We start from the raw sequence: 21,645 nt of genomic DNA, 5'->3' as shown, positions 1-21,645 counted from the left end.
TTATGAGCAACCTCTCACAGCAACCCGCACGTAGAGCCACTCTCGCAAATTTATTATCGGGAATTGATGCCGCACCAGTGCCTCGTGGAAGTCGTGTGTCTGACCTAAAGCTCGACAGCCGTAAGGTGGTTAAGGGAGACCTGTTTGTGGCGTTAAAAGGGTATCGGGATGACGGCGTGCAATACATAGAAAGCGCTGTCGAACGTGGTGCGTCCGCCGTACTGGTTGAGGCTGAAACGCTTGTTGATATTGGCGATTGCAAAGTTCCACTGGTTGGTGTGAAAGAATTAAAGGCAAATGTTAGCAAGATTGCCGGTCGGTTTTTTAGCGAGCCGTCAAAGCAGCTAGAAGTAATCGGCGTTACCGGTACCAATGGTAAAACCTCCTGCTGCCAATTTATTGCGAAAGCGCTGACCTATCTCGGCATTGACTGTGGCTTAATTGGCACCCTAGGGTACGGTTTAGTTGGGGCGCTCAATAAGACTGAAAACACGACGCCCGATGCTATAGCAATGCAGCGTATTTTAGCGGATATGGTTGATCAGAAATTAAAAGCGGTTGCTTTGGAAGTGTCGTCGCATGGGATGGAACAGGGTCGAGTAAATGGTATTCACTTTGATTCGGCTGTCTTTACTAACCTGAGTCGCGATCATTTGGATTACCACGGTAGCATGGCCGTCTACGCCGAGTGTAAACGGCAGTTCTTTTTGCTACCTGGCATCAAACACGCCATTGTGAATGTTGATGATGAATTTGGTCGCCAATTGGCCGACAAAATGCCGGATCGTATAGCGCTGTTTCGCTATGGCGTTGAAAGCCAGGATGCTGATATTACAGTATCCAACCTGGAGTTTTCCGCCCGAGGCATTTACGCGACCCTATACAGCCCTTGGGGAGAAGGCATATTAACCAGCTCGTTATTAGGCCGTTTTAACCTGTCGAATTTGCTGGCGGTAATCGGTGTGCTTTGTGCGCAAGGAATTTCGCTACCACGGGTATTGGAAGCGGTGAAGCACTTAAGCACCGTGCCTGGACGAATGGAGCGATTTGGTGGTGGCGGACTACCGACGGTGATCGTCGACTATGCACATACACCGGATGCCTTAGAAAGGGTGTTGGTGAGTTTGCGAGAACTTTGTAGCGGAGAGCTTTGGTGTGTTTTTGGTTGCGGCGGAGAGCGTGATCGGGGTAAGCGAGCAATGATGGGAGAAGTGGCTGAGCGCTTGGCGGATCAACTGGTACTGACGAACGATAATCCGCGCACCGAGGCTCCGCAGCAGATTATTGCGGATATCCAATCAGGCCTGCGTAAACCTGCACAAACCATACTTGAACTGGACCGTGCACTCGCCATTCAGATGGCCATTCATAGTGCGCATAGCCGTGATTTGATCTTGGTAGCCGGCAAAGGACATGAGCATTGGCAGGAAGTAAAGGGTGCGCGTATTGCTTTTAGCGATGCCGAACAGGTCAAGCAGGCGCTTAACATAAAACGCTCTATGGAAGAGGCTTCGCGCGGCAAATGATTCGTAACTTAACACTTAGGCAACTGAGTAGTCGATTGGGCGCAGTGCCAGGTCAAGCGGATGCCAGCTTTTCCAGTCTGAGTATCGATACCCGCACCTTAAATGCCGGTGATTTGTTCATTGCTATTAAGGGGCCTAATTTTAACGGCCATCAATTTGTAAGTCTGGCGGCGGAAAAAGGTGCGGTAGCCCTACTGGTGAGCGAGTCAGTGGAAAGTCAGCTCCCTCAGTTGCGGGTAGCGGATACGCGAGAGGCGCTTGGCCAAATCGCAGCCATGAATCGTGAGGTTTTTGCTGGCAAGATCTTTGCGGTCACTGGTAGCACGGGAAAAACAACGGTAAAAGAAATGACTGCTTCGATCTTACGCCAATGTGGGTCGGTGCTGGCGACTAAAGGAAATTTTAATAACGATATCGGTGTACCTTTAACCCTTCTGCAGCTATCAGCTGAGCATCAGTTTGCGGTAATGGAGCTCGGCGCCAGTTCGGTGGGTGAAATTGCCTATACGGTTGCGCTGGTCAAACCGGATGTTGCCGTCATCACCAATGCGGCAGAAGCGCATATTGAGGGGTTTGGCAGCCTTAGTAATATCGTCCAGGCTAAAGGTGAAATTATTGATGGCTTACCTGCTGAGGGCACAGCGATTATCAATAGCGATGATCTTAACGCCTACAAATGGATTCAGCGTGCAGGTAAACGCAAGCATCTCACTTTCAGTATTGATGACACTGCGGGTGCTGATTTTTATGCGCGTAACGTCATTGAGGACGACAAGGGTTGCTTCGCGTTTGATCTGGTTTCTCCTCAGGGGGAGGTCAGTATTCAACTGAATCACTTGGGTAAACACAGTATTGCGAACGCCTTGGCGGCCAGCGCAGCAGCAATGACGTTAGGTGCGGATTTACAACAGATCAAGGCTGGTTTGGAAGCTGCCTATCCGGTGGCCGGACGACTAACCCGTTTGGATGGATTGCATGGGGCAACGGTGATTGATGATACCTATAACGCAAACCCTGAATCGTTACGCGCGGCAGTGGACGTGCTGAGCCGCTGTACCGGTCGTAAGGTGCTCGTGTTGGGCGATATGGCTGAATTAGGCGAGCAGGCGCACAACGCACATATTGAGTCGGGTCGCTATGCTCTGGCGCAAGGGATAGATCAACTGTTATCAATAGGCAATTTGAGCGCGCAGGCTGCGTCTGTATTTGGTGATCGTGGCGCAGCATACAGCAGCAAGGAGCAGTTGGTGGCAGCCCTCAGCAGGATTATGACTAAAAATACAACCGTCTTGGTTAAAGGATCACGAAGTGCACAGATGGAAGATGTTGTGGCGGCCATTACTGAAGGAGAACAAGAATGCTCTTAAGTTTGGCAGAGTATCTGGCGCAATATGAACGTTTTTTTGCTGTATTCCAGTACCTTACGTTGCGAGGGATTCTGGGGGTTATGACAGCTCTTTTGATCTCGTTGATGGTTGGGCCGGTTATGATCAGACGATTGAGTCATTATCAAATCGGCCAAGCCGTGCGTGATGATGGGCCGCAAACGCATTTAAGCAAGGTAGGTACTCCCACCATGGGCGGGGCCTTGATTCTAGTGGCAATTCTGATTAGCACACTCCTTTGGAGTGACTTAAATAGTCGCTACGTATGGACAGTGCTTGGGGTTACTCTGATCTTTGGTGCTGTCGGTTGGATTGATGACTATCGTAAAGTAGTAGAGAAAAACTCTCGTGGGTTGCCTGCGCGCTGGAAATATTTTTGGCAATCGGTTGGTGGTCTGAGTGCAGCTTTTTATCTTTATTCCACGGCTGGCAGTCCACAGGAGACGGTGCTTATTGTTCCGTTCTTTAAGGATGTCGCGCTTCAGCTGGGGATGTTTTATATCGTGCTGAGCTATTTCGTTATCGTGGGCACTAGCAATGCAGTCAATCTTACCGACGGTCTTGATGGCTTAGCAATTATGCCAACCGTCATGGTTGGCGCAGCTCTGGGTATCTTTGCCTACCTAAGTGGTAACGCACAGTTTTCCGATTACCTCCATATTCCTTATTTACCGGGAGCGGGTGAGTTGGTTGTGTTCTGCGCTTCCATTGTTGGTGCAGGTTTGGGTTTTCTCTGGTTTAACACCTATCCGGCGCAGGTGTTCATGGGCGACGTTGGCGCGCTGGCTCTGGGTGCGGCGCTCGGAATTGTAGCGGTCATTGTGCGCCAGGAAATCGTACTTTTTATTATGGGTGGCATTTTTGTCATGGAAACTGTATCCGTTATTTTACAGGTGGCGTCTTTCAAGCTAACCGGAAAAAGAATTTTCCGAATGGCACCTATCCACCACCATTTTGAGCTAAAAGGTTGGCCGGAACCGAGAGTGATTGTCCGGTTCTGGATTATCACACTGTTCTTGGTGTTGGTGGGATTGTCCACTCTGAAATTACGTTAGTCGACAAGCAGATTGAATGGGTGAATGGGAACACAGTGCTAGCAATGAAGGCTAAATATCCGGCAACAATAGTCGTTGGTTTGGGTAAAACCGGATATTCCTGTGCGCGCTTTTTAGCGGCTCGGGGTGTCGATTTTATGCTTGTCGATACACGCGAACAGCCACCCTATTTACATCAGCTGCAAATGGAGCAGCCAGAGCGGGTTGTGTGTTTAGGGCCGCTTGATGAAACGTTGTTAAAACAGGCCGATCAACTGATCCTGAGTCCAGGTATTGCGCTAAATAATCCAGCCATTGCCGCAGCCATCGCTGTGGGCGTGCAAGTTCGTAGTGATATCGATTTGTTTTGTGGCGTCGTCAGCGCGCCAATAGTGGCAATTACCGGCTCCAATGCGAAAAGCACAGTGACCACACTGGTTGGCTTGATGGCAGAGCGTGCAGGGAAAACAGTGGGAGTTGGCGGCAACCTGGGCACCCCAGTACTGGAATTGGCGGAACAGGCCATGGAGTCTGGCGACAATCAACAAGATCTCTATGTGCTAGAACTGTCCAGTTTCCAGTTGGAGATTACTGAGAAATTACATGCCCAAGTGGCGACCATACTTAACCTCAGCCCAGACCACATGGATCGATACGCCAGCTACGAGGCCTATCGCCGTGCCAAACAGCGTATTTTCCGCGGTTGTTCGCAGATAGTGTTAAACCTAGATGACCCTCAAACCCATAGCTTGTTACCCACAACTGTGCGCGTTACTCGTTTTGGTTTGGGGGAGCCAAAAGCAGGGGAATTTGGCGTTATTCATGAGATATCGCAAGCTTACCTAGCCTACGGCGAGAAAAAACTGATGCCAGTTATGGCGTTGAAAATAAAAGGTGCGCATAACCTCAGTAATGCATTGGCGGCGCTTGCGTTAGGGCATGCGGCAGGATTGCCGATGGATGCCATGTTGACCGCGTTGCGTGAGTTTGCTGGCTTGCCGCACCGTTGCCAATGGGTGCGTCAACGGCAACAAGTCGATTATTACAACGACTCAAAAGGTACGAACGTTGGCGCTACCTTAGCAGCTATTAACGGGTTGGGCGCAGCGGAATCCGGCAAGATCGTGTTAATTGCCGGTGGTGAAGGCAAGGGAGCTGATTTTAGCGAATTGAATGAATCCGTGCGTCATTATTGCCGTGCATTGGTATTAATCGGACGCGATGCTGAAAAAATAGCACAGGCATTATCTCCTGTTTGTGCTGAGGAATTCCCTTTATTGCGCGCTGCCTCAATGTCGCAAGCCGTCGAAAAAGCGGCGGCGGCAGCTTTGCCGGGAGACATGGTGTTACTGTCGCCCGCTTGCGCTAGTTTTGACATGTTCAATAATTTTGAGGCGAGGGGTGATGCCTTTATCGATGCGGTGAGGGCGTTATGATGACTTCTTTAGTCAGCCAAATACTACCGCCACGTGGACATTTATTGCCCCGCTTGGATCGTCCCTTAGTCATGACGGCTGGCTTGCTGATGGCAATTGGCATTGTGGTGGTCGGTTCTGCCTCCACCGAAGTGGCGCAGGCAAATTATGGCAGTCCTTTTTATCACCTGATCCGCCACCTAGTGTATTTGGGTGTGGCACTGGGCTTGGCTGGATTGACTTTTTTAGTACCCATCAATCTATGGGAAAAGCTGGGGTGGGTATTATTAGTTCTCTCGTTAGTCCTGCTCGCGCTGGTGCTCGTGCCGGGCATTGGCCGTGAAGTAAATGGCAGTATGCGTTGGTTAAAAATTGGGCCTATTAGCATGCAGGCGTCGGAAGTCGCCAAATTATTTATGCTGATTTATCTCGCCGGGTATTTGGTGCGTCGTCTCCAGGAAGTGCGCAGTCAATGGTCAGGTTTTATCAAACCGATGTTGGTCATGTTACTTGCCATAGTGCTCTTGCTACTGGAGCCAGATTTTGGTGCTGTCGTGGTGCTGATGACGGCTTCACTGGGCATGATGTTCCTGGGCGGCGTAAGGCTGGTGCAGTTTGTCGTGTTGATCAGCGTAAGTGGCGTAGCGATGGCCTTGGTGGCGATCGCGCAACCTTATCGTATGCAACGTCTTATTACCTTTATGGATCCCTGGGCGGAAGAAAATGTGTTTGCAAGCGGCTACCAATTGACGCAAGCACTGATCGCCTTTGGTCGTGGTGAATGGTTTGGTGTCGGGCTAGGCAACAGTGTGCAAAAGCTTTTCTATTTACCGGAAGCGCATACTGATTTTGTATTTGCCATTTGGGCAGAAGAAATGGGATTGCTGGGTTCGATATTGGTGATCGGGTTATTCCTGATGCTGGTCTATCGCTGCTTATCGATCGGACATAGAGCAGAGCATACCGGTCGGTTTTTTGCGGCTTATCTTTGTTACGGCATTGGTTTTTTACTGGCCGCACAAACGATGATTAATATCGGAGTTAATACGGGGTTGTTGCCTACCAAGGGCTTAACCTTACCCTTGCTAAGCTATGGCGGCAGCAGCTTGATTGTTTGTGCAGTTTCCATTGCGATGGTGTTGCGGGTTGATTATGAAAGCCAACAGGTGCCAGCGACTCAGGAGAAGTATCGGGCATGACAGGCATGACAGAACAAATTAAACCCGCCGGTAAAACCATTTTAGTGATGGCGGGAGGTACGGGTGGCCATGTTTTTCCGGCCTTGGCGGTTGCGCATCGATTACGGCAGCTAGGCTGGAATATTGAATGGCTGGGTACTGAGCAGGGTATTGAGGCGCAAGTGGTGAAGCAGGCCAATATTTCACTTAACTACATCCGTGTCGCTGGTTTGAGAGGTAAAGGGCTGATACGTCGATTTATTGCGCCCTTCCAATTGGTTCGCGCGTTGCTGCAATCACTGTCTGTGGTCAGCAAAATAAAGCCCGCTTGCGTGTTAGGTATGGGTGGTTTTGCCTCTGGCCCCGGCGGGCTTGCGGCTTGGTGCTTGGGTAAACCTTTGGTGATACATGAGCAAAATGCCATTGCGGGTATGACGAACCGGATTTTATCCCGATTCGCCCGGCGCGTATTGACGGCCTTTCCTGGCGCATTTGGTACGAAAAGTTCAGTACAGGAATACTGTGTTGGTAATCCACTGCGCCAGGCAATTACTGAGTTGCCGCCGCCGGCCGAGCGAATGCAAGGTCGTGAAGGTCAATTGCGTATGCTAATTCTGGGTGGCAGCCTGGGTGCGCAGGTGCTTAATCAAAGGTTGCCGCAAGCCATGGCGCTTATGGAGCCGCAACAACGCTTGGAAATTTGGCATCAGACCGGCAAGAATAATAGCGGAGTGGTTTTGGCGGAATACCAGCAGCTGAATGTGGCCGCAAGAGTAGATGATTTTATCCAAAATATGGATGAGGCATACGCCTGGGCTGATTTGATTGTTTGTCGTGCGGGAGCTTTGACGGTATCAGAAATTGCTTGCGTTGGGCTGGCATCTATCTTGGTGCCTTACCCGCACGCAGTGGATGATCATCAGACAGCCAACGCAGGTTTTCTAGAGAGTGCTGGTGCGGCTCTGATTATTCCAGAGCCGCAATTAACCGCGCAGCATTTAGCAGAAGTGTTAATAGAACAATTTAGCGTGCGCAGCCAGCTCTTGCAAATGGCGGAAAACGCACGACAGCTAGCAAGGCTGGATGCAACGGATCGAGTTGCCAACTACTGCCTGGAGTTATGCCATGCCTAAGCCGACAAAGTCAGTTGCCGCTCAGTTTGTTGCCCCAGAAATGCGCCGTATTCGCCAGATTCATTTTATTGGTATCGGTGGTGCCGGTATGAGTGGCATCGCTGAGGTATTACATAACCAAGGTTACCAAATTAGTGGTTCGGATTTGCGTAGCAGCGCGGTTGTGGAGCGTTTGCGCGCGTTGGGAATGACTGTTTATATCGGTCATGCAGAAGCCAATGTGAAGGTCGCTGATGTAATCGTTGTTTCCAGTGCGATTGATCAAAGCAATCCAGAAATTCTCTACGCCAAGGAAAATCGTATCCCAATTGTGCCCCGTGCTGAAATGCTGGCCGAGTTGATGCGTTATCGCCATAGTATTGCCGTTGCCGGAACCCATGGTAAGACTACGACGACCAGTCTCATCGCCTCGCTGTTGGCGGAGGAGGGACTGGATCCAACCTTTGTTATCGGTGGGCTGCTTAACAGTGCCGGTACCAACGCCAAGCTAGGCGGCAGTCGTTATTTGGTAGCTGAGGCCGACGAGAGTGATGCTTCCTTCTTGCATTTGCAGCCCATGCTGTCAGTAGTCACCAATATTGATATGGATCACATGAGCACCTACGGAGGTGACTTTGGCAAACTCAAAGATACTTTCATACAGTTCTTGCATAACCTGCCCTTCTACGGTCTGGCGGTAGTCTGTAGCGATGATCCAAATGTGCGGGAAATTATGCCTGCGATTGGTCGCCCCATCGTCACTTATGGCGTCAACGAAACAGCGGATTATCGCGCGGTTGATATCCGCCACAACAACCTTTCTATGAGTTTTACCGCCAAGCGCCCCGGAGAATTGGCCGACCTTCAGGTAATTCTCAATATTCCCGGCCAACACAATGTGCTAAATGCACTTGCGGCGATTGCGGTTGCCACGGATGAGGGAGTATCGGATCAAGCGATTTGCACTGCGTTGCTTAAGTTTGGTGGTGTTGGTCGGCGCTTTCAGGTTGCCGGGGAATTTGATGTGGGTGACGGTAAGGTATTAATGGTCGATGACTATGGTCATCATCCGCGAGAAGTAAAAGCAACCATCGATACCGCCAGAGCCAGCTGGCCAGAGCGCCGCTTAGTGATGATTTATCAGCCGCATCGTTATACCCGTACGCGCGACCTCTATGATGATTTCGTGCAGGTACTTTCGGAAGTGGACTTGTTGCTGTTAATGGAAGTGTATCCGGCGGATGAAGAGCTGATTGCCGGTGCGGATGGACGCAGCCTGTGCCGTAGTTTGCGGCAACGGGGTTTAGTCGATCCTATCTTTGTTGAGCACGCTGAAGATGTGGCCTCAATACTTGCGGATGTTTTGAAAGATGGCGATGTGCTGCTAACGCAAGGGGCGGGCAATATTGGTGCCCTGTCAGCGAATTTAGCAGAAACGAAATTACGGCTACAGCCAGAAAAAGAGAAAAGCGCATGAGTTTCAATGATAAAAATTCAGACTTTGCGCGGGTAGACCCAAAAGATTACGGGCGTGTTGCCGTATTAATGGGTGGCCGTAGTTCGGAGCGAGAAGTCTCTTTGAACGGTGGTCAGGCAGTATTGGAGGGTTTGCTCAAAGCAGGAGTAGATGCTTTTGCGCTGGAAGCTAGTGCCGACGAAGAGAGCATGATCGAGCTAATGCAGCGACAACCCATCGATACGCTATTTAATATGCTGCACGGCGGTGTGGGTGAAAATGGCAGCCTTCCCTGTCTGCTGGAATTTTTAGGGGTGCCCTATACCGGTAGCTCGATGCTGGCATCGGCGCTGGCCATGGATAAGATGCGTTGCAAATTAATTTGGCAAGGCATGGGCTTGCCGACGGCGGACTTTATCATGTTGCGCGCAGATACCAATTGGCAAGAGGTGGCTGCACAACTGGGTTTGCCGCTGATGGTGAAACCGGCGAACGAAGGCTCAAGCGTAGGAGTAACCAAGGTTGAGCAACCTTCTCAGTTACCAGCTGCCTATGCTTTGGCGGCCAAATATGATGACTTGGTGATGGCAGAAAAATGGCTGAGTAACGGCGAGTATACCGTTGCTATTTTGAAAGGACAGGCACTCCCCGTGATTCGCTTGGTCACACAACGCGAGTTTTATGATTATCAGGCGAAATATATTGATGACGATACACAGTACCTAATTCCTTGCGGCCTATCCCCAGCACGGGAAAAAGAAATGCAGATGATTGCTTTGCAGGCTTTTGAAAGCCTGGATTGTGAAGGCTGGGGGCGTGTCGACTTGATGGTGGATGCACAGGATGCTTTTCATCTTTTGGAAGTGAACACCGTGCCTGGGATGACTAGTCACAGTTTGGTGCCGATGGCGGCAAGAGCGTTGGGAATGGATTTTAGTCAGCTGGTTTTGCAGATTCTGAGTACGGCAAAGCGTGAACAACGCAGGGTAAATTATAAAGGATGAAAAAGTTAGCGAACAAGAAAGAGGAGTTGCGTGGGGCTAGCGTAAAAGCTACCAAAAGTGCCTACCAAGATAACCTTGATTGGCTCGCTCATAGAGTCCGCAGGCTTTGCGTTCTGACCTTGGGCTTAGGTAGTGTCTTCGGACTTTATTGGGGGGGGATACAGTTGTTAAGTTTGGTAGATCAACCCCTTAAAAAAGTCGAGATCCGCGGGCAGTTTGAACATTTGGATGCGCAAGCCATAGCGGTGCTAGTACAGGAACGGGTTGATGCGGGAATAGTAGCGCTGGATCTTACTGAAATTCAAAAGTTGCTAATAAAACAGCCTTGGGTTGAACGGGTGTCGGTGCGTCGTAAATGGCCGAATTTATTACTGATCGATATGGTGGAAAGGTCACCTGTGGTGCGCTGGAACGAAGATGCATTAATGACGGCTAAGGCCGAAGTGTTTAAGCCAAAGGCAGATTTAGAACGCTATCAATTACCTCGATTGACTGGTACCTACGATAGTCGCAAGGAAATATTGCAACAGCTTGGCTGGTTGATGACGCAGTTTAAGGATGAGGGGTTAGTTATTAGTGAATTGCGCAAGGAGCAGCGAGGCGCCTGGCAAATATTAACGACCCAGGGTATTCATATTGAATTGGGTAACGGTGATTTTGAGGAAAAGGTAAAGCGATTTAGAGGGCTCTATAAAAATGCTTTAAGTGAACGAATTGACGAGATAGAAAAAATTGATTTGCGTTATACCCATGGGGCTGCGGTGCATTGGAAGGCTAGTGCTAAGGGCGAGGGAATAAAGCAAACAGCAAGCATAAAAGTATCGGTAATTGGCGAAATAGCTAGGACATTTAATGGTAGTTCAACGGCATAACAAGAGAATAACGCTATGACCGGAGCGACGGTTAACAACATGATTGTGGGGTTAGATATCGGCACCTCCAAGGTAGTGGCTATCGTCGGTGAAATTACGCCTGATGGTTTCCTCGAAGTGGTCGGTATTGGTAGTCATCCGATGCGCGGTATGAAAAAAGGCGTCGTGATTAATATTGAGTCCACGGTGCAATCAATACAGCGTGCGGTGGAAGAAGCTGAGTTAATGGCGGGCTGCCAAATTCATTCGGTTTATGCGGGAATTGCCGGCAGTCACATCAAGAGTATGAATTCACATGGCATCGTTGCGATACGTGATCGTGAGGTGACGCGTGGGGATATGGATAGAGTGATTGATGCCGCCCAGGCGGTAGCGATTCCGGCAGACCAAAAGGTGCTTCATATTCTGCCGCAGGAATACATCATTGATGACCAGGAAGGTGTAAAGGAGCCGCTGGGGATGTCCGGCGTGAGGTTGGAAGCGAAGGTGCATCTGGTCACCTGCGCCGCCAATGCTGCGCAAAATATCGAAAAATGTGTGCGTCGCTGCGGCTTGAATGTGGACGATATTATTTTGGAGCAATTGGCGTCTAGTTATGCAGTCTTGACTGATGACGAAAAAGAACTGGGCGTGTGTATGGTGGATATTGGTGGCGGCACCACGGATATCGCGGTATTTGTCGATGGCTCTATTAGGCATACCGCGGTGATACCGATAGCTGGCGATCAGGTGACTAATGATATCGCTATGGCATTGCGAACGCCGACCCAGAATGCTGAAGAAATTAAAATTAAGTACGCCTGTGCCTTGACTCAGCTTGCCGGCCCAGATGAGACCATTAAAGTGCCCAGTGTAGGCGATAGAGCGCCACGGGATTTGTCGCGTCAGTCCTTGGCGGAAGTGGTGGAGCCACGTTATGAAGAACTCTTTACGCTGATCCAGTCGGAATTGCGACGAAGTGGATTTGAAGATTTAGTGGCAGCTGGCATTGTTCTCACTGGTGGGACATCGAAAATGGAAGGCGTTGTTGAGTTAGCAGAGGAGATATTTCATATGCCAGTACGCCTAGCCATGCCTCAGGGTGTGGAAGGGTTAGCGGACATAGTAAGAAATCCTATCTATGCGACGGGCGTGGGTTTGTTGATCTACGGTATGCGTCAGCAACTGGAAGGGCTTTCGGAAAGTCGACAAAAAAGCACTATTAGCGGTTTTTTTGACAAGATTAAAAGTTGGTTTAAGGACAACTTTTAGATCGGCTCATGATGAGCATTAAAATTATGAATTATTTGTAAAATCCTAAGAGGAGATGGCCATGTTTGAATTGATTGATAGCGTTCCACAAAGTGCAGAAATAAAAGTTGTAGGAGTTGGCGGCGGCGGCGGTAACGCGCTGAATCATATGCTGGCAAATAATGTTGAAGGCGTTGAGTTCATTTGTGCCAACACTGATGCGCAGGCGCTTAAGGCGATATCGGCTAAGACGGTATTGCAACTTGGCGGACAGGTAACAAAGGGGCTTGGCGCAGGCGCTAACCCGGAAATTGGTCGCCAGGCGGCAATGGAAGACCGTGAGCGCATCATTGAAGTGCTGCAAGGCGCTGACATGGTTTTTATTACGGCTGGCATGGGTGGTGGCACCGGCACTGGCGCTGCCCCAGTATTTGCGCAAATTGCTAGAGAATTAGGTATTTTGACCGTTGCTGTTGTCACCAAACCCTTTGCTTTTGAAGGTCGCAAGCGCGCGCAAATCGCAGAAGCGGGTATTGCGGCTTTAGCCGAACATGTCGATTCGTTGATAACTATTCCCAATGAGAAATTGCTCTCGGTACTGGGTGAAAGCACCAGTCTTCTAAAAGCCTTCGGTGCAGCGAATGATGTGTTACTTGGTGCCGTACAGGGTATTGCTGATCTGATTATCCGCCCCGGTATGATAAACGTGGACTTTGCCGATGTGCGTACCGTTATGTCTGAAATGGGTATGGCAATGATGGGGAGCGGCAGTGCCTCTGGAGAAAATCGTGCCAAAGAAGCTGCAGAAGCAGCAGTGCGAAGTCCTTTGTTGGAGGATGTTAATTTACAAGGTGCGCGTGGTATTTTGGTGAATATTACAGCAGGTCCGAACCTGTCGTTGGGTGAATTCTCTGAAGTTGGTGAAACGGTTGAGGATTTTGCCTCAGACAACGCGACAGTTGTGGTGGGAACCGTGATTGATCCAGAAATGGGCGATGAATTGCGTGTTACAGTGGTGGCGACCGGGTTGGGTGGTGCTCAGCCGAAACCAAAGATGGAAATCGTAGAACAAAAACCTAGCGTTGATGGACGCGTGGATTATGGAAAACTTGACCGTCCAACGGTCATGCGCAAACAAGCTCTGGGTAACGTGGCGATTGACCATTCCTCGGCGGCGGCCAGAGACATGGATTACCTGGATATTCCTGCATTTTTACGCCGTCAGGCCGATTAATCGTTAGATATGTCGGCACTGTGGCTCGATGGCCATCACCGCAGTGCCGAAAGTTTTCCGATTAATATTGAAGTGTTTGTTAACAGGGGTCAGTAAATTTGTTAGTATTCGCGGCTAACCTTTGGAATTTGCTTATAATTTTTACGCCATTTGAGTCCCTGATTTATGATTGGACAACGTACCCTAAAGAATACCATTAGAGCCACAGGAGTTGGATTGCATTCAGGAGAGAAGGTTTATCTGACTCTCAAGCCTGCGCCTGCGGATACCGGTATTGTATTTTGCCGTACCGATTTAGACCCTGTAGTTGAAATTCCGGCTTTAGCGGAAAATGTTGGTGAGACCACTTTATCCACGACCTTAATGAAAGGTGGTGCTCGTGTCGATACCGTTGAGCATTTACTTTCCGCTATGGCGGGGTTGGGTATTGATAATGCTTATGTTGAGCTGAGTGCGGCTGAAGTGCCAATTATGGATGGCAGTGCTGGGCCATTTGTGTTTTTGATTCAATCGGCCGGTATTCAAGAGCAACCTGTTGCGAAAAAATTTATCCGCATCAAGCGCAAAGTAAAGGTCACCGACGGAGATAAATGGGCTAGTTTTGAGCCCTTTGACGGCTTCAAAGTTACTTTTACCATCGATTTTGATCATCCTGTTTTCAAGGGGCGCTTGCAACAAGCGTCAGTTGATTTTTCTTCGACTTCCTTTGTGAAGGAGGTTAGCCGTGCGCGCACCTTTGGTTTTATGCGCGATATCGAATATTTGAGATCACATAATTTGGCGCTGGGTGGTAGCATGGATAATGCCATCGTGGTGGACGATTACCGTATTCTTAATGAAGATGGGTTACGCTACGACGATGAGTTCGTCAAACATAAAGTACTGGACGCGATTGGCGATCTCTATCTGTTAGGCAACACCCTAATTGGTGAATTTAAAGGTTTTAAGTCCGGTCACGGACTAAACAATATTTTATTACGCAAGCTTATCGCCCAGGAAGATGCTTGGGAAGTGGCAACATTCGACGCTATTGAAAATGCGCCGATCTCCTATTCGCGACCGGTGCTATCGATTTAATAGTAATTAGGCTAAGAGCTCAAAGAGCATTGGTTAATAGTGAGCAAAATACCCCGGCATGTCGGGGTATTTTTTTGCTACTTTATGACAGGCTTAATTATTTTGGTTCGATGATATGGCGTAAAGCGGCGCTTAGCTCAGGTTGATCAAGGGTGTCGGCTATTGTTCTGAGATGATCAGCCGCGGCTGGAGAAATAGGTTTTGCTGTGATCTTCGGGTTTGGTTTGACATATTGCGGTCGCACGAGAATCCTTATTTGTTCGATGTCATGAAACTCTGCGAGTTGTTTTAGCTGTGCCATAATCTGCGGCTGCTGGAACCTTAAACGAGTTGCCCAGGTCGCTGAGTCAGCCTGGAGCTTCAAGAGGCCATCGCGATAGCTGAGAAAATGGCAAAACGCTTGACAATCTTTTGGTATCCGGGCACTAACCTTACTTTGCAGAGACAGTATTTTTTGCGCTCGATCAATTAATCGAGCAAGTGCTGAATCGCGAGCATTTATAAGTCGGCTTATTTCTGTCTCTGCGCTATAATTATCTCTGCTCATAAGTTAAGTGACCTCTGCTTAAGCATGGTATGTCTCAAGTAACCGAATGGTCAACTGACTCTAACTCGAAAAAATCAGTATGAATATAATTTTCGTTAGCCGAAAACATGGAAGAGCGCGAACCTTAGCCTTGGGAAATATTTGGCTTTGTTGTATTGGCCTATTCTTTGCTGTGCTCCTGGTAGGTGTTTTTAGTGTTGGTTATCGGTCGGCAATCGATGCTCAGGATGTATTGCGTAGCGAGAATTATATAAGTACCTGGATTCAGGATCTAAAAAACAAAGACAGAAAAGTAGAGCAACTTAAGCAAGAATCTGAAGAGCAGCTGGAATCCTTGACGATAAGAATGGCGGAGCTTCACGCCAGATTAATTCGACTCGATGCACTGGGCGAGCATTTAACTAAAACGGCGAAACTGGAAGAGGGTGAATTCGATTTTTCACGGACGCCGGCACTTGGTGGGCCAAGCTCCGAAGAAGATGGTGTTTCCTATACGCCGCCGAACTTTATTGACGCGATTAACCAATTGTCTCTCGACATAGAGTTACGCGAGCAGGAGTTGGAAGTGCTTAATAAATTACTAGGAAATCAGGAGTTTGAGAGTGACCGTTACATCGCCGGACGGCCTGTGAAGTGGGGCTGGATGTCATCTGGTTTTGGTCGTCGCAATGACCCATTCTCGGGTCGAATTGCCTGGCATGAGGGAGTTGACTTTGCAGGCAAAGAGAATTCAGAAATCATTGCCGTTGCCGCCGGAGTTGTTACTTGGTCTGGGCTCCGTAATGGTTATGGAAAACTGTTGGAAGTCAATCACGGTGGGGGTTTGATTACTCGCTATGCGCATGCCAACAAGTTACTAGTCAAGGTTGGAGATGTTGTGGAAAAGGGGCAAACCATCGCTTTGATGGGGAGTAGTGGGCGATCTACTGGACCTCATGTGCATTATGAAATTCTAAAAAATGGGACCCCTGTTAATCCAATCAACTATATCAAACGCAAAAACCTTTGATACCAGCGCTTTTTCCCGCCGCCTACTTGTTTAATTCCCATCGCGACTCAATATTTAGAAGTTTAATGGCCAGATAGGCTGAAACATTGGTTTAGGCTTTGGCCTAATCAGTTTACAATACCGCGTCCGGCACGGGGCTGAAAATGGTCGGGCGAACTAACCTTTAAAGATGCGATAAAAAAATGATTGGAAACGTAACTAGAAAAATATTTGGCAGTAAGAACGACCGCGAATTAAAGCGCATGGGTAAGCTGGTGAAGCAGATCAATGCCCTGGAAGAATCGATAAAGGCGCTATCCGATCAGGAGTTACAAGGCAAAACGCTAGAGTTCCGTCAACGCTTTAACGACGGTGAAACGTTGAATCAATTATTACCTGAAGCTTTTGCGGTGGTTCGCGAAGCCAGCCAAAGAGTTTTGGGAATGCGTCATTTTGACGTACAGATGATCGGTGGTATCACCCTGCATGAGGGAAGAATTTCCGAAATGCGCACGGGTGAAGGTAAAACTCTGATGGCGACCCTGCCATCCTATCTCAACGCGATTCCCGCCAAGGGCGTTCACATCGTCACTGTCAATGATTATCTCGCCAGCCGGGATGCCCGTTGGATGGGGCCCGTGCATGAATTTCTTGGCCTGACGGTCGGTGTTATTGGTTCTGGTCAGGATTATGAAACTAAGCGTCAGGCTTATGCGGCGGATATAACCTATGGAACGAATAATGAATTCGGCTTTGATTATCTGCGCGACAACATGGCCTTTAGTATCGAGCAAAAAGTGCAGCGGCCACTCTTCTATGCCATCGTGGATGAAGTGGACTCCATTCTTATTGATGAAGCGAGAACACCGCTCATTATTTCCGGTGCTGTAGGAGATAGCTCAAAACTCTATACTGAGATTAATAAAATTATTCCTAAGCTCAAACGTGGCTATGAAGCGACCGAAGAAGTGGCAGAGATTGATGGGGATTTTACCATTAATGAAAAAAGCCGATCAGTAGAGCTAACTGAGGAAGGGCACCAGCAGGTTGAGGAACTATTGTCGGAAGCTGGCTTACTACCCGAAGGAGAAAGCCTCTATGCTCCGCAGAATTTAGGGCTGTTACATCATGTGCATGCTGGCCTAAAGGCTCATGCCATCTTTCAACGTGATGTTGACTATATCGTACAGGATGATGAGATAGTTATCGTTGACGAACACACTGGTCGAACCATGGCTGGTCGACGTTGGTCTGAGGGAACTCACCAGGCGATTGAAGCAAAAGAAGGCGTTGCTATTCAAAATGAAAGCCAAACGCTAGCCTCCACGACCTTCCAAAATTATTTCCGACTCTACGAAAAGCTGTCAGGAATGACGGGTACTGCGGATACCGAAGCCTTTGAGTTCAGGCAAATTTATGGGTTGGATGTGGTGGTCATTCCTACCAATCAACCGATGATTCGAAAGGACGCCAATGATTTGGTTTACCTTAGCATGGCAGAAAAATTCGATGCGATTATTGAAGAGATAAAGGCCTGCATCGAGAAGCAGCAACCGGTTTTGGTGGGTACTGCCTCAATTGAGTCCTCTGAAGATGTGGCGAAGTTATTAGACAAAGCAAAAATAAAGCATGCGGTCTTGAATGCGAAGCAGCACGCTAAAGAAGCTGAAGTTATCGCCCAGGCTGGACAGCCTGGCGCTGTTACTATCGCTACTAATATGGCGGGTCGTGGTACCGATATAATGCTGGGTGGTAATTGGGAGGCGGAAGTTGCCAAGCTCGATAATCCATCACAAGCGGAAATTGATGCGATAAAAGCTAAATGGCAAGAGCAGCACAAAATAGTTATTGAGGCGGGTGGCTTACATATTATCGGTACTGAGCGACATGAGTCACGTCGTATTGATAATCAGTTGCGCGGCCGTTCCGGTCGGCAAGGCGACCCCGGTTCATCGCGCTTCTTTTTATCATTAGAAGACAACCTTATGCGTATTTTTGCATCTGAGCGTGTGAAGAATTTGATGCAAGCCTTAGGTATGGAGAAGGGCGAGGCGATAGAGCATCGGATGGTGAGCAACGCCATTGAAAAAGCGCAGCGCAAGGTGGAAGGGCATAACTTTGATATTCGTAAGCAATTGCTGGAATACGATGATGTTGCCAATGATCAGCGTAGTGTGATCTACCAGCAGCGTGATGAGATCATGGAGTCTGAAGATATTTCACAGACCATTGTGGCGGTGCGCGCTGCAGTACTCGATGAGGTGGTCAGAGCCTATATACCGCCGCAAAGTCTGGAGGAACAATGGGATATCCCCGGTCTGGAACAACAGCTTAGTTCGGAAATGAATTTGGACGTGCCGGTGCAGGAGTGGTTGGATCAAGATCATGCCTTGAACGAGCAGGGCTTGCGGGAAAAAATTCTAGAGCAAATGGCTGCAGCTTATAGTGAAAAAGAAGCGGCTGTGGGTTCTGAAATCATGCGCAGGGTGGAAAAGCAAGTCATGCTGGAAACCCTGGATACGCGATGGAAAGAACATTTAGCAACGATGGATCATTTACGAATGGGTATCCATTTGCGTGGCTACGCGGCGAAAAATCCGAAGCAGGAATACAAGCGGGAAGCCTTCAATTTATTCCAGGAACTATTAAATAGCATCAAGCATGATGTGGTGCGCATACTCAGCCATTTACAGTTCTATCAAGAGTCTGATCTGGAGGCACTGGAGCGTAAACGGCAGGAAGAGCTGCAGCAAAAAATGGAATACCAGCACGCGGAAGCATCGGCCATGTCAGGCTCTGCTGAAGCCGATGGTTCTGAAGGAGAAGAGCCCGCGCAACCCTTTGTGCGCGAAGGTGAGAAAATAGGGCGCAATGACCCTTGTCCCTGTGGCTCAGGGAAAAAATATAAGCGTTGTCATGGCGCTTTGTCGAATGCCAACTAGGGAAGTTTCCGTCAATAGCCAGAGCTGATTCTAAAAGAGCCAGCAAATAGCGTTTTACAGGAAATTTGAGTCAGTAGTAGAGGATTGAACCATGGCTGTAGGCCCTGATAGTTTTCCCGATATGTATCCCGTAGTGGGCGTTAGATTAAGTACAGTCAGTGCAGGTATTAAAAAGCCAGGGCGTAAGGATTTGGTGCTTATCGAGTGCGCAGAGGGAAGCCAGATTGCGGCAGTTTTCACGAAGAATAGTTTCTGCGCTGCCCCCGTCGTGCTTGCCAAACAGCATCTGCAAGTGGCAGCACCAAAATACCTTCTCATTAATACAGGAAATGCTAATGCAGGCACTGGAGAGCAGGGCCTGCAAGCGGCCAAAAACTGTTGCGAGCAGTTGGCTCAGCTAGCGCAATGCGACGCGCAAAGTATTCTACCTTTCTCTACCGGCGTTATTGGCGAGCCACTGCCGGTGCAACGCTTAGTCAATGCATTGCCGATGGCGCTGCAGCAATTTAGTGCTGATGGCTGGGCCGAGGCCGCGCAGGGTATTTTAACGACGGATACCCGTCCTAAGGGAGCCAGTGTGCGTTTTGAGCATGAAGGCAAGGCCTTCCATGTGACGGGCATTGCTAAAGGTTCGGGCATGATTCGGCCTGATATGGCGACCATGCTTGCCTTTATCGCGACCGATGTGCCAGCTCTGCAACCGGTTTTACAAAGGCTTCTTGAAAGTGCTAATAAAGAATCTTTTAATCGCATCACCGTGGATGGTGATACCTCAACCAACGATGCCTGCGTTTTGATTGCAACAGGCACCAGCGGTGACGAGGTATTGGCGCGTACCGAGAGTGCGTTATATGAAAAATTATTGAGTGCAGTGACTCAGGTTTGTGTTGAGTTAGCGCAAGCCATTATCAAAGATGGAGAAGGCGCGACTAAGTTTATTCGTATTGAGGTTGATGACGGCAAAACAGAAGAAGAGTGTCTGCTAGTGGCCTATGCGATTGCCCATTCCCCTCTTGTGAAAACCGCATTATTTGCGAGCGACCCTAACTGGGGGCGTATTCTGGCTGTAGTAGGTAGGGCTGGGTTGGAAAACTTGGATGTCTCGAAAGTGGATATTTATCTGGACGATATTTGCATTGCTGAGCAGGGTGGTCGTGCTGTCAGTTATACGGAAGCGCAAGGTCAGGCGGTGATGAACCAGCAGGAAATTACGATTCGAGTCAAACTTGGTCGCGGCCAGGCCAGAGAGAAAGTCTGGACCTGTGATCTGTCGCATGACTACGTCTCCATTAACGCGGATTACCGTTCTTAATTTTCTTCATGTCAGGTTCAGCGAACCAGAGAACACAGGTTGTTGCCGCCGTTATTCATAACGAACAGGGCCAAATATGTATCGCTAAACGTCCGGCACACAAGCATCAGGGTGGTTTATGGGAGTTCCCCGGGGGCAAGCAAGAAGCCGGGGAAACACCACAGGCTGCTCTGAAGCGGGAGCTGAATGAAGAACTCGGTATAAGTGTGATTGTCTGCGAACCGTTACTAAGGGTTAATTATGATTATCAGGACAAGCACATCCATTTAAATGTCTGGCAAGTGACTGAGTTTGCCGGTAGTGCCTATGGTCGAGAAGGTCAGGAGGTGACTTGGGTAAGCCTGAAAGATATCCGCCACTTTCAATTCCCTGCCGCTAATCAAGCAATCTTGGCGAAGCTCTTGGCGAAATAAGCCTGTTGCTCGTATCTTAGCTTAAAACTGATCCGGTAAAAAAAAGCAGCTCATAGGTGAAAGTCAGTTTTACCATGTCCACTAAACATTGATTGTAATTTGTAAATTCGCTAGTGAGCCTAAGCCGTCGATCCAATTTCAGAAAAAAGGGAATAAGGATAAGGCAAATCAGCACCCAACAGTAGGGTGTTAGTAACGCAAAGCTGGCAGTCAGGGCCATAGCGATTACCCAGCTTGAACTAAAGTAAGTTAACGCGACTGTTTTCCCTAAATAAAGAGCAACGGTCCTTTTGCCAGCTGCCAGATCGAGTTGCATATCACGGATGTTGTTGATGTTCAGGACACCGACGCTCAGTAACCCTACCGCTGCTGCGGGTAGCCATATCCAGAAAGGTAGTTGTTGTGATTGCAGGTAATAGGAGCCGGCTACGGCGGCGAGTCCGAAAAAAAGAAACACGGAAATATCTCCCAGACCTCTATAACCATAGGGTCTGGAACCCAAGGTGTAGCAAGTTGCGGCAATAACGGAAATGCTGCCCAGAATAAAAAATAGCAATTTAGAGTGCCAGAACAGACTGCTCAGCAGTATCAGCAGTGAACCGCTGACCAAGCAAAGAGCTATTAACAGATAGAGCGCACGGCGCGCCTGCTGTAAAGAGATTGCGCCGGATTGCAGTTGCCTGGGAGCGCCCGGGCGATTAGCATCAACGCCACTTTTGGTGTCACCATAATCATTGGCAATATTGGTTAATAATTGAAGTAGCACGGCGGTGGTGAGGCTTAGGGTTAGAACAGTCAGGCTAAATTGCTGTTGCGTGGCAAGTCCGTTACCCACTAGAACCGGGCCTATAGAGAGTAGTAAGGTCTTAGGGCGGGCGGCGTTCCACCAAAGCTTGAGCAGTCTCATAAGGCTCTGGCAA

Annotated in this window: 18 protein-coding genes; 16 read left to right on the top strand and 2 right to left on the bottom strand. The window is 48.9% G+C overall.

Annotated elements, in window-relative coordinates; translation table 11 throughout:
* Positions 1-2 precede the first annotated feature (2 nt).
* The 12 genes from H6995_10745 (at position 3) to H6995_10690 (ending at position 14,523) form a co-directional block, all read left to right on the top strand.
* A complete protein-coding gene (locus H6995_10745; protein MCP5215475.1) occupies positions 3-1,526 on the top strand; it encodes a UDP-N-acetylmuramoyl-L-alanyl-D-glutamate--2,6-diaminopimelate ligase in 1,524 nt (507 codons plus the stop codon).
* Positions 1,523-2,893: a UDP-N-acetylmuramoyl-tripeptide--D-alanyl-D-alanine ligase gene (gene murF / locus H6995_10740; protein ID MCP5215474.1), complete on the top strand. Its 1,371-nt coding sequence runs from the start codon at positions 1,523-1,525 to the stop codon at positions 2,891-2,893. Before H6995_10745 ends, murF begins: the two co-directional genes overlap by 4 nt.
* Positions 2,884-3,966 (top strand): phospho-N-acetylmuramoyl-pentapeptide-transferase, encoded by a 1,083-nt coding sequence (locus tag H6995_10735; protein MCP5215473.1) that lies wholly within the window; start codon positions 2,884-2,886, stop codon positions 3,964-3,966. Before murF ends, H6995_10735 begins: the two co-directional genes overlap by 10 nt.
* Positions 3,967-4,010: 44 nt before the next feature.
* Entirely contained in the window at positions 4,011-5,381 is a 1,371-nt protein-coding gene (locus H6995_10730; GenBank protein ID MCP5215472.1) for a UDP-N-acetylmuramoyl-L-alanine--D-glutamate ligase, read from the top strand.
* Entirely contained in the window at positions 5,378-6,559 is a 1,182-nt protein-coding gene (gene ftsW, locus H6995_10725; GenBank protein MCP5215471.1) for a putative lipid II flippase FtsW, read from the top strand. Before H6995_10730 ends, ftsW begins: the two co-directional genes overlap by 4 nt.
* Positions 6,560-6,564: 5 nt before the next feature.
* Positions 6,565-7,671 carry an undecaprenyldiphospho-muramoylpentapeptide beta-N-acetylglucosaminyltransferase gene (murG, locus tag H6995_10720; GenBank protein ID MCP5215470.1) on the top strand — a complete coding sequence of 369 codons (1,107 nt, stop codon included), beginning with the start codon at positions 6,565-6,567 and terminating at the stop codon, positions 7,669-7,671.
* Positions 7,664-9,127 carry a UDP-N-acetylmuramate--L-alanine ligase gene (gene murC / locus H6995_10715; protein MCP5215469.1) on the top strand — a complete coding sequence of 488 codons (1,464 nt, stop codon included), beginning with the start codon at positions 7,664-7,666 and terminating at the stop codon, positions 9,125-9,127. The genes murG and murC overlap by 8 nt, the downstream gene beginning before the upstream one ends.
* A complete protein-coding gene (locus tag H6995_10710) occupies positions 9,124-10,110 on the top strand; it encodes a D-alanine--D-alanine ligase (GenBank protein ID MCP5215468.1) in 987 nt (328 codons plus the stop codon). The genes murC and H6995_10710 overlap by 4 nt, the downstream gene beginning before the upstream one ends.
* Positions 10,107-10,982: an FtsQ-type POTRA domain-containing protein gene (locus H6995_10705; protein ID MCP5215467.1), complete on the top strand. Its 876-nt coding sequence runs from the start codon at positions 10,107-10,109 to the stop codon at positions 10,980-10,982. Before H6995_10710 ends, H6995_10705 begins: the two co-directional genes overlap by 4 nt.
* Before the next feature lie 15 nt (positions 10,983-10,997).
* On the top strand, positions 10,998-12,233 hold the full coding sequence (gene ftsA, locus H6995_10700; GenBank protein ID MCP5215466.1) for a cell division protein FtsA: 1,236 nt from the start codon (positions 10,998-11,000) through the stop codon (positions 12,231-12,233).
* A 61-nt stretch (positions 12,234-12,294) separates the two neighbouring features.
* Positions 12,295-13,446, top strand: a complete 1,152-nt coding sequence (gene ftsZ / locus H6995_10695) for a cell division protein FtsZ (GenBank protein ID MCP5215465.1) — start codon at positions 12,295-12,297, stop codon at positions 13,444-13,446.
* Positions 13,447-13,611: 165 nt separating this feature from the next.
* Positions 13,612-14,523, top strand: a complete 912-nt coding sequence (locus tag H6995_10690; GenBank protein MCP5215464.1) for a UDP-3-O-acyl-N-acetylglucosamine deacetylase — start codon at positions 13,612-13,614, stop codon at positions 14,521-14,523.
* Between the two features lie 97 nt (positions 14,524-14,620).
* Here H6995_10690 and H6995_10685 read toward each other — a convergent pair whose 3' ends face one another.
* On the bottom strand, positions 14,621-15,070 hold the full coding sequence (locus H6995_10685; GenBank protein ID MCP5215463.1) for a DUF721 domain-containing protein: 450 nt from the start codon (positions 15,068-15,070) through the stop codon (positions 14,621-14,623).
* A gap of 79 nt (positions 15,071-15,149) precedes the next feature.
* Here H6995_10685 and H6995_10680 point away from each other — a divergent pair, with 79 nt between their 5' ends.
* The 4 genes from H6995_10680 (at position 15,150) to mutT (ending at position 20,725) form a co-directional block, all read left to right on the top strand.
* Positions 15,150-16,079, top strand: a complete 930-nt coding sequence (locus H6995_10680; GenBank protein ID MCP5215462.1) for a M23 family metallopeptidase — start codon at positions 15,150-15,152, stop codon at positions 16,077-16,079.
* Between the two features lie 182 nt (positions 16,080-16,261).
* Positions 16,262-19,000, top strand: a complete 2,739-nt coding sequence (gene secA / locus H6995_10675) for a preprotein translocase subunit SecA (protein ID MCP5215461.1) — start codon at positions 16,262-16,264, stop codon at positions 18,998-19,000.
* Positions 19,001-19,091: 91 nt separating this feature from the next.
* The gene (gene argJ, locus H6995_10670; GenBank protein ID MCP5215460.1) at positions 19,092-20,312 is read left to right on the top strand and encodes a bifunctional glutamate N-acetyltransferase/amino-acid acetyltransferase ArgJ; all 1,221 of its coding nucleotides are present in this window, start codon (positions 19,092-19,094) and stop codon (positions 20,310-20,312) included.
* Between the two features lie 8 nt (positions 20,313-20,320).
* Complete coding sequence (mutT, locus tag H6995_10665) at positions 20,321-20,725, top strand: 8-oxo-dGTP diphosphatase MutT (protein MCP5215459.1); 405 nt, start codon at positions 20,321-20,323, stop codon at positions 20,723-20,725.
* A 16-nt stretch (positions 20,726-20,741) separates the two neighbouring features.
* Here mutT and menA read toward each other — a convergent pair whose 3' ends face one another.
* Positions 20,742-21,632: a 1,4-dihydroxy-2-naphthoate octaprenyltransferase gene (menA, locus tag H6995_10660; protein ID MCP5215458.1), complete on the bottom strand. Its 891-nt coding sequence runs from the start codon at positions 21,630-21,632 to the stop codon at positions 20,742-20,744.
* Positions 21,633-21,645: the final 13 nt, after the last annotated feature.

It is taken from the genome of Pseudomonadales bacterium, assembly GCA_024234615.1.
Lineage (GTDB): Bacteria > Pseudomonadota > Gammaproteobacteria > Pseudomonadales > IMCC2047 > JAJFKB01.
The sequence above is the reverse complement of the archived record's forward strand: the minus strand, read 5'-3'. Positions and strand labels throughout refer to the sequence as shown.